The sequence below is a fragment of the Rhizobium sp. 05N430 genome (genome assembly GCF_056396985.1).
The window spans coordinates 540,053-553,913 of the sequence record NZ_JBFTMO010000002.1; the positions used below are offsets into that span (position 1 = coordinate 540,053).

At 61.1% G+C, this 13,861-nt stretch carries 12 protein-coding genes; 9 read left to right on the forward strand and 3 right to left on the reverse strand.

The features are described from left to right. Window positions 1–188 precede the first annotated feature (188 nt). The 8 genes from AC1DJO_RS06300 (at window position 189) to AC1DJO_RS06335 (ending at window position 8,297) form a co-directional block, all read left to right on the forward strand. On the forward strand, window positions 189–926 hold the full coding sequence (locus tag AC1DJO_RS06300) for an SDR family NAD(P)-dependent oxidoreductase (RefSeq protein WP_112388506.1): 738 nt from the start codon (window positions 189–191) through the stop codon (window positions 924–926). A 335-nt stretch (window positions 927–1,261) separates the two neighbouring features. Continuing rightward, the gene (locus tag AC1DJO_RS06305) at window positions 1,262–1,984 is read left to right on the forward strand and encodes a FadR/GntR family transcriptional regulator (RefSeq protein WP_112388505.1); all 723 of its coding nucleotides are present in this window, start codon (window positions 1,262–1,264) and stop codon (window positions 1,982–1,984) included. After that, window positions 1,981–3,147: a PLP-dependent transferase gene (locus AC1DJO_RS06310; protein ID WP_112388504.1), complete on the forward strand. Its 1,167-nt coding sequence runs from the start codon at window positions 1,981–1,983 to the stop codon at window positions 3,145–3,147. Before AC1DJO_RS06305 ends, AC1DJO_RS06310 begins: the two co-directional genes overlap by 4 nt. Window positions 3,148–3,191: 44 nt before the next feature. Then, window positions 3,192–4,451: an ABC transporter substrate-binding protein gene (locus tag AC1DJO_RS06315; protein ID WP_112388503.1), complete on the forward strand. Its 1,260-nt coding sequence runs from the start codon at window positions 3,192–3,194 to the stop codon at window positions 4,449–4,451. 207 nt (window positions 4,452–4,658) lie between these two features. Further along, on the forward strand, window positions 4,659–5,591 hold the full coding sequence (locus AC1DJO_RS06320) for a carbohydrate ABC transporter permease (RefSeq protein WP_112388502.1): 933 nt from the start codon (window positions 4,659–4,661) through the stop codon (window positions 5,589–5,591). 4 nt (window positions 5,592–5,595) lie between these two features. Further along, window positions 5,596–6,426, forward strand: a complete 831-nt coding sequence (locus tag AC1DJO_RS06325; RefSeq protein ID WP_112388501.1) for a carbohydrate ABC transporter permease — start codon at window positions 5,596–5,598, stop codon at window positions 6,424–6,426. A gap of 4 nt (window positions 6,427–6,430) precedes the next feature. Beyond that, complete coding sequence (locus AC1DJO_RS06330; RefSeq protein WP_112388500.1) at window positions 6,431–7,489, forward strand: ABC transporter ATP-binding protein; 1,059 nt, start codon at window positions 6,431–6,433, stop codon at window positions 7,487–7,489. Window positions 7,490–7,565: 76 nt separating this feature from the next. Beyond that, complete coding sequence (locus AC1DJO_RS06335) at window positions 7,566–8,297, forward strand: metallophosphoesterase (protein WP_112388499.1); 732 nt, start codon at window positions 7,566–7,568, stop codon at window positions 8,295–8,297. Here the strand turns inward: AC1DJO_RS06335 and AC1DJO_RS06340 are convergent. Together AC1DJO_RS06340 and AC1DJO_RS06345 are read right to left on the reverse strand one after the other, a co-directional pair. Next, window positions 8,294–9,916 carry an ABC-F family ATP-binding cassette domain-containing protein gene (locus tag AC1DJO_RS06340; protein WP_112388498.1) on the reverse strand — a complete coding sequence of 541 codons (1,623 nt, stop codon included), beginning with the start codon at window positions 9,914–9,916 and terminating at the stop codon, window positions 8,294–8,296. The genes AC1DJO_RS06335 and AC1DJO_RS06340 overlap by 4 nt on opposite strands. A gap of 83 nt (window positions 9,917–9,999) precedes the next feature. Next, complete coding sequence (locus AC1DJO_RS06345; RefSeq protein ID WP_112388497.1) at window positions 10,000–11,604, reverse strand: inorganic phosphate transporter; 1,605 nt, start codon at window positions 11,602–11,604, stop codon at window positions 10,000–10,002. A gap of 163 nt (window positions 11,605–11,767) precedes the next feature. Here AC1DJO_RS06345 and ppk2 point away from each other — a divergent pair, with 163 nt between their 5' ends. Next, window positions 11,768–12,682, forward strand: a complete 915-nt coding sequence (ppk2, locus tag AC1DJO_RS06350; protein ID WP_112388496.1) for a polyphosphate kinase 2 — start codon at window positions 11,768–11,770, stop codon at window positions 12,680–12,682. 126 nt (window positions 12,683–12,808) lie between these two features. On the opposite strand, the gene AC1DJO_RS06355 is transcribed toward ppk2, so the two are convergent. Further along, a complete protein-coding gene (locus AC1DJO_RS06355) occupies window positions 12,809–13,852 on the reverse strand; it encodes a sulfate/molybdate ABC transporter ATP-binding protein (protein WP_112388495.1) in 1,044 nt (347 codons plus the stop codon). Window positions 13,853–13,861 lie beyond the last annotated feature (9 nt).

Genomic DNA, 13,861 nt, shown 5'->3' on the forward strand with positions numbered 1-13,861 from the left:
CGTCCTGCGAAGGTGCAGAGAGTTCAGGCGCATTCCATTATGGAATAATCTATAGTCGAGTTTGGCGTCTACAACGCAGCTTTTGCTGAATTTATCTGATTGGCAGGCACCCGCCGGGTGCCATCCCGCGTGAAAGACTGAACAGTCGGCAAGCGCGGGTCCAGCAGATCAATTCGAAGGATAATTCCATGAGCAAGAAGTTGGATGGCAAGGTTGCCGTTGTGACCGGCGGCAGCGCCGGCATCGGGCTGGGCATCGCAAAGCAGTTCGCTGCGGAAGGTGCACTTGTCTACATCACCGGCCGCCGTCAAAGCGAACTGGACAAGGCTGTCGCGGTGATTGGCCACGGCGCCATCGCGGTGCAAGCCGACGCGTCGAAGCTCGGCGATCTCGATAAGCTCTACGAGATCGTGAAGAAGAATAGCGGCCAGATCGACACTCTCGTCCTCAATGCCGGCTTCTACGAGTTCATGAAGTTCGGCGACATCACCGAAGAGCATTTCGACAAGACCTACAATACCAACGTGCGCGGTCTTCTCTTCGCTTTCCAGAAGGCCTTGCCGGTCTTGCGCGACGGTGCGTCCGTAATCCTGACGGGATCCATTGCGGCATCGAAGGGCATCCCGAACATGTCGGTCTATTCTTCGACCAAGGCGGCCATCCGCAGTCTCGTTCGCGGCTGGATCATCGACACGAAGGAGCGCGGTTTCCGCATCAACGTCTTGAGCCCGGGTCATACCGTGACGCCTGGTCTTTCGGGGTTGATCCCGGCCGAGGCTTACGAGGGAATCACCGCGACGATCCCGCTCGGTCGCATGGGCACGCCCGACGATATGGGCAAGACGGCCGTGTTCCTCGCATCCGACGACAGCGCGTTCATCACCGGCGTCCAACTCGACGTCGATGGCGGTGTCGCCCAGTACTAAGCATGATGCGGGCGGGCCAATGGTCCGCCCGCTTTTCTGGCGCTTCCGATCTATGAGGTCTCGGTTTTGAGGCGCTCACAAGCGGCGCAGTTGCCCGGCAACCTGCCTCGCTCGCAAGCCGATGCCATCCCCTGTGGAAAAGTTCATCGGAAAAAATCAAATAAAATCATTTGCATAATTTGCTTCTGGCTATGCGGTGGATTTCCGGCTGCGGTCAATTTCTCAACAGACATCATGGCGAACAGCTTCTGCCCTTGACGGCGAAAGTTTCTTGGGAAATGCTAAGATGTCAGACCAATTTAAGGTCGACTGCCTGACAAGAAAAATGGGGAACCATGAAGGCAAATGTGAGCGACAGGCCGGTGATCCGGCCGCTTCCGGCGATCGACCGTGCGCGTCAGGTGACTGAGGCGCTGGCGCATTATGTCGAGGATGCGAAGCTGAAGGCGGGCGACCGCCTGCCGGCCGAGCGCGAGCTTATGTCTGCCCTGGCCGTTGGCCGTTCCACCATCCGCGAAGCCATCCGCCACTTCCAGGCGCTCGGCGTCATCGAAACCCGCAAGGGCAGCGGTACCTACCTGCTGAAACCGGTTTCGAAGGCGACCATTCATGTTCCGCTCTCCTTCGAGGGCGCCAATCTGCGCGATGCGCTGCTGCAGACGCTGGAGGTTCGCCGCGGCATCGAATGCGAGGCGGCGATGGTGGCGGCCCGCAAGCGCACGGCCAGTGACCTCGTGAATATCGAAGAGAAACTGAACGAGATGGAGCGCGTCCATATCGCCAAGGGCACGTCGGGTCCGGAGGATCTGGCATTCCACATGGCGGTCTATGACGCGACGCATAATCCGATGTTCGGCCAGCTTCTGGAGCAGATGCGCGAGACCTTCGTCCGTTTCTGGACCCATCCATTCGACCGGCAGGACTTCGCCCGCCGGTCCTTTCCGTTCCACCGCACGCTTTTCAACGCGATCGCCGCACAGGACCCCCAGGCGGCGCGCGAGGAAACACTGAAGATTCTCGACGTTGTCGAGGAAGACATCAAGGAAATGTCCAAATGAGCAACTCGCTCGATCCGATCGAACTCGCTTCGCTGATCACCGCCCATGACGACGGCAATTTTGCCGAAGCAGTGGTGCCGCCGATTTTTCAGACATCGCTTTTCACCTTCTCCGATTACGACGACATGATCGCCTCCTATCGCGGCGAGAAGGTGCGGCCGATCTATACGCGCGGCTTGAACCCGACAGTGCGCATGTTCGAGGAGATGCTGGCAAAGCTCGAGGGCGCAGAAGATGCGCTCGGTTTTGCAAGCGGCATGGCGGCGATCTCGTCGGCGGTGCTCTCCTTCGTCGAGCCGGGCGACCGCATCGTCGCCGTCAAGCATGTCTATCCCGATGCCTTCCGCCTGTTCGGCACCATCTTGAAGCGGATGAAGGTCGAGGTGACCTATGTCGATGGCCGCGACGAGGAAGAAGTCGCCAAGGCGCTCCCGGGCGCCAAGGTCTTCTACATGGAAAGCCCGACCAGCTGGGTGATGGAAGCCCATGATGTCGGCGCGCTGGCGGCGCTTGCGAAAAAGCACGGCGTCGTCACCATGATCGACAACAGCTGGGCAAGCCCGATCTTCCAGCGGCCGATCACCCTGGGTGTCGATCTCGTCATCCATTCGGCCTCGAAATATCTCGGCGGTCACAGCGACGTGGTCGCCGGTGTCGTCGCGGGCTCCAAGGACATGATCGCCCGCATCAAGGCTGAGGCCTATCCCTATCTCGGCGGCAAGCTGTCGCCCTTCGATGCCTGGCTGTTGATCCGCGGGTTGCGCACGCTGCCGATCCGCATGAAAGCGCACGAGACTGCGGCGATGACCATTGCTCAGCGGCTGCAGGCGCTCGACGTTGTCGAGCAGGTCTGCCATCCGGGCCTCGCGAACCGCCTGCCGGCTGGCCTCAACGGCACGTCGGGCCTGTTCTCCTTCATCTTCCGCGAAGGCGTCGATATCCGCGCCTTCGCCGATCACCTCAAGCTCTTCAAACTGGGCGTGAGCTGGGGTGGACACGAAAGCCTGATCGTACCGGGCGAGGTGGTGCTTCAGCAGAAAGCGCAACCGAACTCCGCGCATACCTTTGGCATTCATGCGCGGTCCGTACGTCTCCATGTCGGCCTCGAAGGGACCGAGGCGCTGTGGAGAGACATCGAAGAGGCGCTCGCCGCCGCTTCGTGACGACAATAGTGAGAGAAACACCTTCAACAAAAGGGGAACTGAGCATGAAAAGACTGATAACCGCAACGCTCTTCGCCACCATGATGGCAGGAACGGCCTTCGCCGACACGACGCTGAAACTCGTCGAGGTCATCACCAGCCCGGAACGTACCGAAACGCTGAAGTCGATCGTCGGCAAGTTCGAAGCCGCCAATCCGGGCACCAAGGTCGAGATCATCTCGCTGCCCTGGAACGAAGCCTTCCAGAAATTCGCGACTATGGTATCGGCAGGCGATACGCCTGACGTCATGGAAATGCCGGATACCTGGCTGTCGCTCTATGGCAATAACGGCATGCTCGAAAGCCTCGAGCCCTATCTCGCCAAGTGGGAGCACACAAAGGACCTGACCCCGCGCGCGCTCGAGCTCGGCCGCGACGTCAAGAAGACCGCATACATGCTGCCCTACGGCTTCTATCTGCGCGCCATGTTCTATAACAAGAAGCTGCTTGCCGAAGCTGGTGTGAAAGAACCGCCGAAGACGATGGAGGAGTTCACCAAGGCTTCCGAAGCCGTCTCCAAGATTTCGGGCAAGTACGGCTACTGCATGCGCGGCGGCCCGGGCGGTCTGAACGGCTGGATGATCTTCGCCGCTTCGATGGCCGGATCCAACAAGTATTTCAACGACGACGGCACCTCGACCATGAACAGCGAAGGCTGGGCAAAGGGTCTGGAATGGATGGTCGATCTCTACAAGAAGGGCTACGCGCCGAAGGATAGCGTCAACTGGGGCTTCAACGAAGTCGTCGCCGGCTTCTACTCCGGCACCTGCGCATTCCTCGATCAGGATCCGGACGCTCTGATCGCCATTGCCGAGCGCATGAAGGCCGAAGACTTCGGCGTCATGCCGCTGCCGAAGGGCCCCGATGGCAAGTCGTTCCCGACCATCGGCTATGCCGGCTGGTCGATGTTCACGACGAGCCAGAACAAGGACCTTTCCTGGAAGCTGATCGAAACTCTCGAAAGCCCTGACGGCAACATCGAGTGGAACAAGAAGATCGGCGCTCTGCCGGCCTATACGGCAGCCGAAAAGGATCCGTTCTACGCCGGTGATCAGTTCAAGGGCTGGTTCCAGGAACTCGCCGACAAGGATACTGTCCCGACGGTGATGCCGACTTACCTCGAAGAATTCGCCTTCTTCAAGGATTCGCTGGCGATCAAGACCTCGCAGCAGGCCCTCCTCGGCGATATCTCGCCGAAGGATCTGGCTGACCAGTGGGCTGATTACCTGACCAAGGCTCAGCAGAAGTTCCTGGCGAAGAAGTAAGTAAAGGCGGGCTCCTTACCCGGAGCCCCTCATCCGCCTGCCGGCACCTTCTCCCCGCTGGGGAGAAGGGAAGTATGCGGTGACCTCTCGTTCCCTTCTCCCTCCTGAGTTTATCGAAGGGGGGGAGAAGGTGGCCCATTCGGGCCGGATGAGGGGGCCGCGCATGCCGCAGGTCAATGGTATAAACACACGGAAAGCCGACCACCGATGACCATGACCGCCGATACGCACAGGCGCCGCGACCGCAGGCCGTGGCTGAAGCGTCTCGCCGATGCCTCCGAGCCATATCTTTACAGCGCGCCTTCGCTGATCCTCATTATCGGGGTCATGATGGTGCCGCTCGTGATCGGCATCTCCTATGCGTTTCGCGATATCCAGCTGCTGAACCCGTTCTCGGGCGGCTTCATCGGCATCGAGCATTTCCGCGAACTCTCCAAGGATGCCGCCTTCTACGGCGCGCTGAAGAATACCCTGTGGTGGACCGGGGCTTCCGTCATCCTGCAATTTGCCTTCGGCCTCATCCTGGCGCTGCTGCTCGACAAACCGTTCTGGGGCAGGGGCATCGTCCAGGCGCTGGTCTTCCTGCCCTGGGCAGTGCCGTCCTTCCTAGCCGGCCTCAACTGGGCGTGGCTCTTCAATCCTGTCATCGGCCCGATCCCGCATTGGCTTTACGCAATGGGTCTTATGAGCGAGCCGGGCAATATCCTCTCCGATCCGCAATATGCGATGTGGGGCCCGATCATCGCCAATGTCTGGTGGGGCATTCCGTTCTTTGCGATCACGCTGCTTGCTGCCCTGCAGGCGATCCCGCGCGATCTTTACGAGGCGGCTTCCATCGACGGAGCCGGCTGGTTCCAGCGCTTCGGCTCGATCACCCTGCCGTTCCTGGCGCCGACCATCGCCATTACCGTGCTTCTCCGCACAGTCTGGATCTCCAATTTCGCCGATCTGATCGTCGTCATGACCGGCGGCGGCCCGGCCGATCGCACGCAGATCGTCGCCAGCTACATCTTCACCCAGGCCTTCAAGCGACTGGATTTCGGCTATGCCTCGGCGATCGCGCTGGTGCTGCTGGCCCTGCTGCTTGCCTATTCTATGCTGATCATCCTGCTGCGGCAGACGCTGCTGAACAAGGATTGAGACCATGAAGCGATCCATCATCCCCACCGTCGCGCATCGTCTGGCGATCCTCTGCTACATCGCCTTCGCGCTGTTCCCGCTCTACTGGCTGCTGAAGGTCTCTGTCACGCCGAACGATCTTCTCTATTCGGAAGGCGTGCGCATGTGGCCATCGCGCACGACCTGGGAGCACTATTCCTTCGTGTTGCAGCACAGTGCCTTCCCGACCTTCTTCAAGAACAGCCTGATCGTCTCGGGTTCGACGGCGATCACCGTGACGATCTGCGCCTCGCTGTCGGGCTATGCCCTATCGCGCTTCAATTTCCGCGCCAAATACTGGATCGTGGCGCTGATGCTTTTGACCCAGATGTTCCCGCTCGTCATGCTGGTCGCACCGATCTTCAAGATCCTGACGCCGCTGCATCTGACCAACAGCCTGACGGGTCTCGTCATCGTCTACACCGCCTTCAACGTGCCCTTCGCCACCTTCCTGATGCAGTCCTTCTTCGACGGCATTCCGAAGGATCTCGAAGAAGCGGCGATGATCGACGGCGCCACCCAGTTCACGGCGTTCCGGCAGATCATCCTGCCGCTGACGCTGCCGGGGATCGCGGCGACGCTCGGCTTCGTCTTCACCGCGGCCTGGAGCGAGCTGCTCTTCGCGCTGATGCTGATCAACGGCAACGACGCGGCGACCTTCCCGGTCGGGCTTCTCACCTTCGTCTCGAAATTCTCCGTGGATTTCGGGCAGATGATGGCGGCGGGCGTTATGGCGCTCATTCCGGCCGGCCTCTTCTTCCTGCTCATCCAACGTTATCTCGTGCAGGGCCTGACGGCCGGCGCGGTCAAGGGTTAGGCACATGGCATCGATCGATATCAAGAACGTCAAGAAAGCTTACGGCCATGTGCAGGTGCTGCACGACGTCGACCTCGAGATCAAGGACGGCGAATTCGTCGTCCTCGTCGGCCCGTCCGGCTGCGGCAAGTCCACGCTGTTGCGCATGATCGCCGGCCTGGAAGAGGTTACCGGCGGCGAGATCCGCATTGCCGGAAACCGCGTCAACGAGCTGCATCCGAAGGACCGCGACATCGCCATGGTGTTCCAGTCCTACGCGCTCTATCCGCACATGAATGTCGCGGGCAACATGAGCTACAGCCTGAAGCTCAGGAAGACGGCCAAGGAAAAGATTGCCAGCGCCGTCGGCTCCGCCGCCTCGAAGCTCGGCCTCGACCCGCTGCTGGAACGCCGCCCGAAGGCTCTCTCTGGCGGCCAGCGCCAGCGCGTCGCCATGGGCCGCGCCATCGTCCGCCAGCCGAAGGCCTTCCTGTTCGACGAGCCGCTGTCGAACCTCGACGCCCGCCTCCGCGAACAGATGCGCGCTGAAATCAAGAAACTGCACGGTGATCTGAAGGCGACCTCGATCTACGTCACCCATGACCAGATCGAAGCAATGACGCTCGCCGACCGCATCGTCGCCATGCATGGCGGCGTCGTCCAGCAGGTCGGCAGCCCGCTCGAACTCTACGATCGCCCGGCCAATCTCTTCGTCGCCGGCTTCATCGGCTCGCCCGGCATGAATTTCCTGGAGGCAAGCTACGAGAATGGTGGCGCAAAGCTGAAGGATGGCACGGTCGTCCCGCTGCTTTCGCCGCTGTCGCTTGCCAATGGCTCGAAGATCACCCTCGGCATCCGCCCGGAACACGTCGTCATGTCCTCAGGCGGCGCCGGCATGAGCGCCGATGTCGAACTCATCGAACCCACAGGCTTCGGTATCATCCTGCACCTGTCGCTGCACGGCCTGCCATTCAAGGTCTTCACGCTCAACCGCGAAGCGCTGACTGCAGGACCGAAGGTCAACGTGACCTTCCCGGCAGAGCATCTGCATATCTTCGATGAGGCAGGCAACCGGGCGAGCTGAGGCCGCTCGCTGCTCTTGCAGTTGCAGCTCCGAGACGCATGTTGCACTCTCCGATTTTGAGTAATCGGAGAGTTCGATGCTTTTGGCGCAGATATCCGACATCCATGCGACTCCGGGTTCTGAAGGCCTCGACCGGCTGGCCAAGGTTGCCGAGTGGCTCCACGGTCTGCGACCAGATCTCCTCGTCATCACGGGGGATCTCGTCGATGATGATTGGCAGGAGGGCTACAAGACGATCGGCGCTATTTTGCGGACCATGAGTTGCCCCGTGCATGTCATCCCCGGAAACAGCGATTGCCGGGACATGATGCATCAAGAATTGGTGGAGTTCTGTGCCGCCAGCCAGCCGATGCATTTTAGCCGTGATCTGGCAGGTCTGACATGCCTGGGGCTCGATGTCACCGTGCCCGGGGCTAGCCACGGAGACGCAGCTCCGCACTGCGATTGGCTGCAGCGCGCGCTGGAGCCAGGGCGTCCGTCCGTCATCTTCATGCATCAACCACCCATCGAGACGGGTATCGTGCCGTTGGACGCGGTGATGTGCCGAAATTCGGATGCGTTTGCAGAGGTTCTCGAAAACGCGGGCTCGGGTGTGCTGGCGGTAGTCTGCGGCCACGTCCATCGGCCGATTTCTGGCAGAATTGGCAGAACACCGGTCTATATCTGTGGTTCTCTTTGCGAGCCCAATCCGCTTGTGCTTGGCAGCCGGTCAGCGCCTCTGCTGACCGACGCCCCTTCTTTCGCGGTTTGCGAGATCGATCGGGGACATTTTCGCCACCATACGATCTCGCTCAGCGTCCGGACTTAGCTCCGCAGCCCCGGCGCTTCCTGGCCGGTGCGCTCGACATATTCGGTATAGCCGCCGCTATACTGGTGGATGCCGTCCGGCGTCAGTTCCAGCACCCGATTGGAGAGTGCTGCCAGGAAATGGCGGTCGTGCGAGACGAAGAGCATGGTGCCTTCGTAATCGGCGAGCGCCTTGATCAGCATTTCCTTGGTGTCGAGGTCGAGGTGGTTGGTCGGCTCGTCGAGAACCAAGAGGTTCGGCGGGTCGAACAGCATCTTGGCCATGACCAGACGCGCTTTTTCGCCGCCGGAGAGAACGCGGCACTTCTTCTCGACATCGTCGCCCGAGAAACCGAAGCAGCCGGCGAGCGCGCGCAGCGGCGCCTGGCCCGCGAGCGGGAAGGAATCTTCAAGCCATTCGAGAACCGTGCGCTCGCCGTCGAGGATATCCATGGCGTGCTGGGCGAAATAGCCGAGTTTGACGCTGGCGCCGAGCGCCACGCTGCCCTGATCCGGTTCGGTTGAGCCGGTGACCAGCTTCAGCAGCGTTGATTTTCCGGCGCCGTTGACGCCCATGATGCACCAGCGCTCCTTGCGGCGGACCATGAAGTCCAGGCCTTCATAGATGCTGCGGCTGCCGTATTTCTTGTGCACGTTCTTGATGTTGATGACATCTTCGCCCGAGCGCGGCGCCGGCAGGAATTCGAAGGCGACGGTCTGGCGGCGGCGCGGCGGCTCGACGCGTTCGATCTTGTCGAGCTTCTTCACGCGGCTCTGCACCTGTGCGGCATGCGAGGCGCGGGCCTTGAAGCGCTCGATGAACTTGATTTCCTTGGCAAGCATCGCCTGCTGGCGTTCGAACTGCGCCAGCTGCTGCTTTTCGTTCTGCGCCCGCTGGTTCTCGTAGAAACCGTAGTCGCCGGAATAGGTGTTCAGCGAACCGGCGTCGATCTCGATGATCTTAGTGACGATGCGGTTGAGGAATTCGCGGTCGTGCGAGGTCATCAGCAGCGCGCCGTCATAATTCTTCAGGAAGTCCTCGAGCCAGATCAGGCTTTCGAGATCGAGATGGTTCGACGGTTCGTCGAGCAGCATCACGTCGGGGCGCATCAAGAGGATGCGGCCGAGCGCCACGCGCATCTTCCAGCCGCCCGAAAGCGCGCCGACATCGCCGTCCATCATTTCCTGCGTGAAGCTCAGGCCATCGAGCACTTCGCGAGCACGGCCTTCAAGCGCGTAGCCGTCAAGCTCCTCGTAGCGAGCCTGCACTTCGCCATAACGCTCGATGATGGCATCCATCTCGTCCATGCGGTCGGGGTCGGACATCGCCGCCTCGAGATCGCGCAGCTCGGCAGCGACTTCGCTGACCGGGCCGGCACCTTCCATAACTTCGGCAACGGCGCTGCGGCCGGACATCTCGCCGACATCCTGGTTGAAATAACCAACGGTCATGCCCTTTTCGACAGAGATCTGCCCTTCGTCGGGGATTTCCTCGCCGGTGATCATCCGGAACAGCGTCGTCTTGCCGGCGCCGTTCGGGCCGACGAGACCGATCTTCTCGCCCTTGTTCAGGGCGGCTGACGCCTCGATGTAGAGAATGCGGTGGCTGTTCTGCTTGCTGATATTTTCGATGCGGATCATGGAGGAGCGGGTACCTGAAAAGTTGTTGCGGCGCGCTTATCATGCGCCGCAGCATTTGTCGCGATTTTCCTTCCGCCAAGGTCTCAGAAGACCTGACGGAGGATGACGAAGAGCACGAAGGCGATGGCGATCGAGGCGGGCAGGGTGAGCACCCAGGCCATCAGCATGTTGCGCACGGTCGACCACTGAAGGCCCGAGCCGTTCGCCGCCATGGTTCCGGCAACGCCCGACGACAGAACGTGTGTCGTCGAGACCGGCAGACCGAAATGATCGGCCGCGCCGATCGTCACCATGGCGACGACTTCGGCAGCGGCACCCTGTCCATAGGTCAGGTGCGTCTTGCCGATCTTCTCGCCGACGGTGACGACGATGCGCTTCCAGCCGACCATGGTGCCGAGCCCGAGTGCGATGGCGACCGCGATCTTCACCCAGAGCGGGATGAACTTCGTCGCATTGTCGACGGCCTTGTGATAGCCGGTCACCGCCTGCAGGTCGGCATCATCCATCGGCAGCAGCTTCTGTTTGTCGATCAGCTTCAGCGCTTCACCGATCAGATAAATGTCGTTGCGCACGTTGCCGACGAGATTGGTCGGAACCGCTTCCAGCGTCGGGAAGGCGGCGACTTCGGCGCTTGTCTGGTGGATATATTGCTGCAGGGCAGGGGTCGTCGCATCCGTCCAGGTCTTGGTCTTCACGGCATTGCTGACCTCGGCCTTGTAGTCGGTGACGATGACGCCGGGCTTCACATATTTGCCGAGCGCCGTTTCCACCTGTGCGGAGGCCTGCTTGTAGGCTTCCAGGTAGTTGACATCAGGCGTGCGGTTCAGCGCGAAGGCCGTCGGCACCAGGCCGATCAGGATCAGCATGATGAGACCCATGCCCTTCTGACCGTCGTTCGACCCGTGGGCGAAGCTGACGCCGGTGCAGGTGAAGATCAGGATGGCGCGGATCCAGAGCGGCGGCGGCCGGTTGCCCTTCGGCTCCTCGTAAAGCTCTTTCTTGCGAACGAGAAACTTCATGACGACGAGCAGGATCGCCGAGAGGCCGAAGCCGATCAGCGGCGAGATCAGCAGCGACAGGCCGATATTGGTCGCCTGCGACCAGTCGACACCGCTGGTGGCGCTGCCTGCCGGGGCCAGGAACTGGTTGGCAAGGCCGACGCCGATGATCGAGCCGACAAGCGTGTGCGAGCTTGAGGACGGCAGGCCGAGATACCAGGTGCCGAGGTTCCAGACGATGGCGGCGATCAGCAGGGCGAAGACCATCGCCAGACCGGAGCCGGAGCCGACCTGCAGGATGAGCTCGACCGGCAGAAGCGCCAGGATACCGAAGGCAACAGCGCCCGACGAAGTCAGCACGCCGAGGAAGTTGAAGAAGCCGGACCAGATGACCGCCAGTTCGGCGGGCATCGAACGGGTGTAGATCACGGTCGCCACGGCATTTGCCGTGTCGTGGAAGCCGTTGACGAACTCGAAACCGAGCGCGATCAGCAGCGCCAGTCCGAGCAGGATCCACGGAACGGCGGCGGCGGCTTCCGTCAGGTCGCGGCCGAGCGCATAGGCCACGTATCCGAGGCCGACGAGAAGAATGAGCAGAAAGACCGGTATGAACCATTTGCCCGCACTCGACGAGTGCAGCGGATGGCTACCGGACTGAGGCATTGGGTGATCGGGGGCGATATCAGCCATGTCCTTGTCCTTTCATGGAAAAGCAGCCAAGGCTACGTCCCGCCCATGAAGCTTGCATGACACAACTTTTCGGTAACGCGGCCCTGCGGCCTCGCGCATCTGCGATTGTCACATTACTGTCGTCAAACCCTGTTGATGTGGCGCCGATCAAAGGGACAGGACCATGACTCAGGAAGAAATCGACCAGCTCCGCCGCATCAAGGACGAGATTGCAGACAGTTTCGACGAGGAACTGGAAATGCAGATGGAGGAAGACCGGCTTGACGACCTCGTTGCCGAGAACCTTCCAGGCGGCATCGAAGACGTGTTGGAGCGGAAAACCTATTTCCGCGAACTCTTCCGCCTCCAGCATGAGCTGGTGAAGCTGCAGGACTGGGTGCAGCACAAGAAGCTCAAGGTCGTCGTGCTGTTCGAAGGCCGCGATTCCGCCGGCAAGGGCGGGGCGATCAAGCGCGTCACGCAGCGCCTCAATCCGCGCGTCTGCCGCGTCGTCGCTCTTCCTGCGCCGACCGAGCGCGAGCGGAACCAGTGGTATTTCCAGCGCTATACGCCGCATCTTCCGTCAGCCGGCGAAATGGTGCTGTTCGACCGCAGCTGGTATAACCGTGCCGGCGTCGAGCGCGTCATGGGCTTCTGCACCAAGGACGAGCTGGAAGAATTCTTCCGCTCGGTACCGGAATTCGAGCGCATGCTTGTTCGCTCAGGGATCATTCTCGTCAAATACTGGTTCTCGATCACCGACGAGGAGCAGGAATTCCGCTTCCGCATGCGTATCCAGGATCCGCTGAAGCAGTGGAAGCTGTCGCCGATGGATCTCGAAAGCCGCGTGCACTGGGAAGAATACACCAAGGCCAAGGAGGAGATGCTCGACCGGACCCATATTCCGGAAGCGCCATGGTGGGTGGTCCAGGCCGTCGACAAGAAGCGGGCGCGCCTCAACATGATCGCCCATCTTCTGCAGCATATCCCCTACGCGGATGTGCCGAAGGACAATATCGTCCTGCCGCCGCGCGTGCGCCACGACGACTATTCGCGCATACCGGTTCCGCCTGAGATGTACGTGCCGGAAATCTATTGAATGTGCCTGAGCGGGCGGTCGCACCGCCCGCAGCCGTCATCCTCGGCGCTGTGCCGAGGATCCAACGATCCCCTACGTCAGCCGTTGCAGATGCTCGGGACAAGCCCGAGCATGACGAAGTGAGGGTCAGCCCTTCCTGAACAGTTTCCAGCGCGTCGGCCGGAAGGCGATGTGCTTGCTGTCGAGGACTTCGGTCTGCGACGGCGGAACTTCCAGCTCGATATGCTGGTGCCCCTTGCCGATATCGATTTCGATATGCCTTGTTCCCGCAACGCGGCGGCTGGAGGCGAGCGTGCCGGGGATTCCGCCGCGGTTCGCGTCCAGCAGTTCGATATCGTGCGGGCGGAAATAAAGCTGCGCCTCGCCATCCGGCTCGCCATCTGCCTTCAGGCCGAGCGTCCGGCCCTCGAACAGGATGTCGCCGCCGACGATCTTGACGTTCAAACAGTTCGACTGGCCGACGAAACCGAAGACGAAGGGCGAATTCGGACGGTCGTAGACCTCATCCGGCGTGCCGACCTGCTCGATCGCACCCTGGCTCATGACGACGACGCGGTCTGCCAGCTCCATCGCTTCGTCCTGATCGTGGGTGACGAAGACGGTGGTGTGGCCAGTGCGGTCGTGGATTTCCCGCAGCCACTTGCGCAGATCCTTGCGCACCTGGGCGTCGAGCGCGCCGAACGGCTCGTCGAGCAAAAGCACGTTCGGTTCGACCGCCATGGCGCGGGCGAGCGCCACGCGCTGACGCTGGCCGCCGGAAAGTTGGGCCGGATAGCGCTTTTCGAGGCCTGAGAGCTGCACGAGATCCAGCAATTCGAGCGCCCTCTTGCGGATTTCGGCCTTCGGCGGACGGCGGGCGCCGTCACGCACCTTGAGGCCGAAGGCGACGTTGTCGAGCACCGTCATGTGGCGGAACAAGGCATAGTGCTGGAACACGAAACCGATATTGCGTTCCTGCACCGTCTTCTTCGAAGCATCCTCGTCGCCGAAGAAAACCTTCCCCTCGGTCGGGCTTTCGAGGCCGGCGATCAGGCGAAGGAGTGTCGTCTTGCCGGAACCGGAAGGGCCGAGCAGCGCGATCAGTTCGCCCGAGCGGATATCGAGCGAAACGTCGTGCAGGGCCGGGAACCGGTCGAATTCCTTGCGTATGTTTTGAACGCGTACTTCCATTCTCAATCC

Coding starts and splice junctions, on each gene's coding strand:
- AC1DJO_RS06320 (WP_112388502.1), top strand. CDS start 4,659: ATGACCATGACCGCCGATACGCACAGGCGCCGCGACCGCAGGCCGTGG.
- AC1DJO_RS06355 (WP_112388495.1), bottom strand. CDS start 13,852: ATGGAAGTACGCGTTCAAAACATACGCAAGGAATTCGACCGGTTCCCG.
- AC1DJO_RS06345 (WP_112388497.1), bottom strand. CDS start 11,604: ATGGCTGATATCGCCCCCGATCACCCAATGCCTCAGTCCGGTAGCCAT.
- ppk2 (WP_112388496.1), top strand. CDS start 11,768: ATGACTCAGGAAGAAATCGACCAGCTCCGCCGCATCAAGGACGAGATT.
- AC1DJO_RS06330 (WP_112388500.1), top strand. CDS start 6,431: ATGGCATCGATCGATATCAAGAACGTCAAGAAAGCTTACGGCCATGTG.
- AC1DJO_RS06335 (WP_112388499.1), top strand. CDS start 7,566: ATGCTTTTGGCGCAGATATCCGACATCCATGCGACTCCGGGTTCTGAA.
- AC1DJO_RS06340 (WP_112388498.1), bottom strand. CDS start 9,916: ATGATCCGCATCGAAAATATCAGCAAGCAGAACAGCCACCGCATTCTC.
- AC1DJO_RS06315 (WP_112388503.1), top strand. CDS start 3,192: ATGAAAAGACTGATAACCGCAACGCTCTTCGCCACCATGATGGCAGGA.
- AC1DJO_RS06310 (WP_112388504.1), top strand. CDS start 1,981: ATGAGCAACTCGCTCGATCCGATCGAACTCGCTTCGCTGATCACCGCC.
- AC1DJO_RS06300 (WP_112388506.1), top strand. CDS start 189: ATGAGCAAGAAGTTGGATGGCAAGGTTGCCGTTGTGACCGGCGGCAGC.
- AC1DJO_RS06325 (WP_112388501.1), top strand. CDS start 5,596: ATGAAGCGATCCATCATCCCCACCGTCGCGCATCGTCTGGCGATCCTC.
- AC1DJO_RS06305 (WP_112388505.1), top strand. CDS start 1,262: ATGAAGGCAAATGTGAGCGACAGGCCGGTGATCCGGCCGCTTCCGGCG.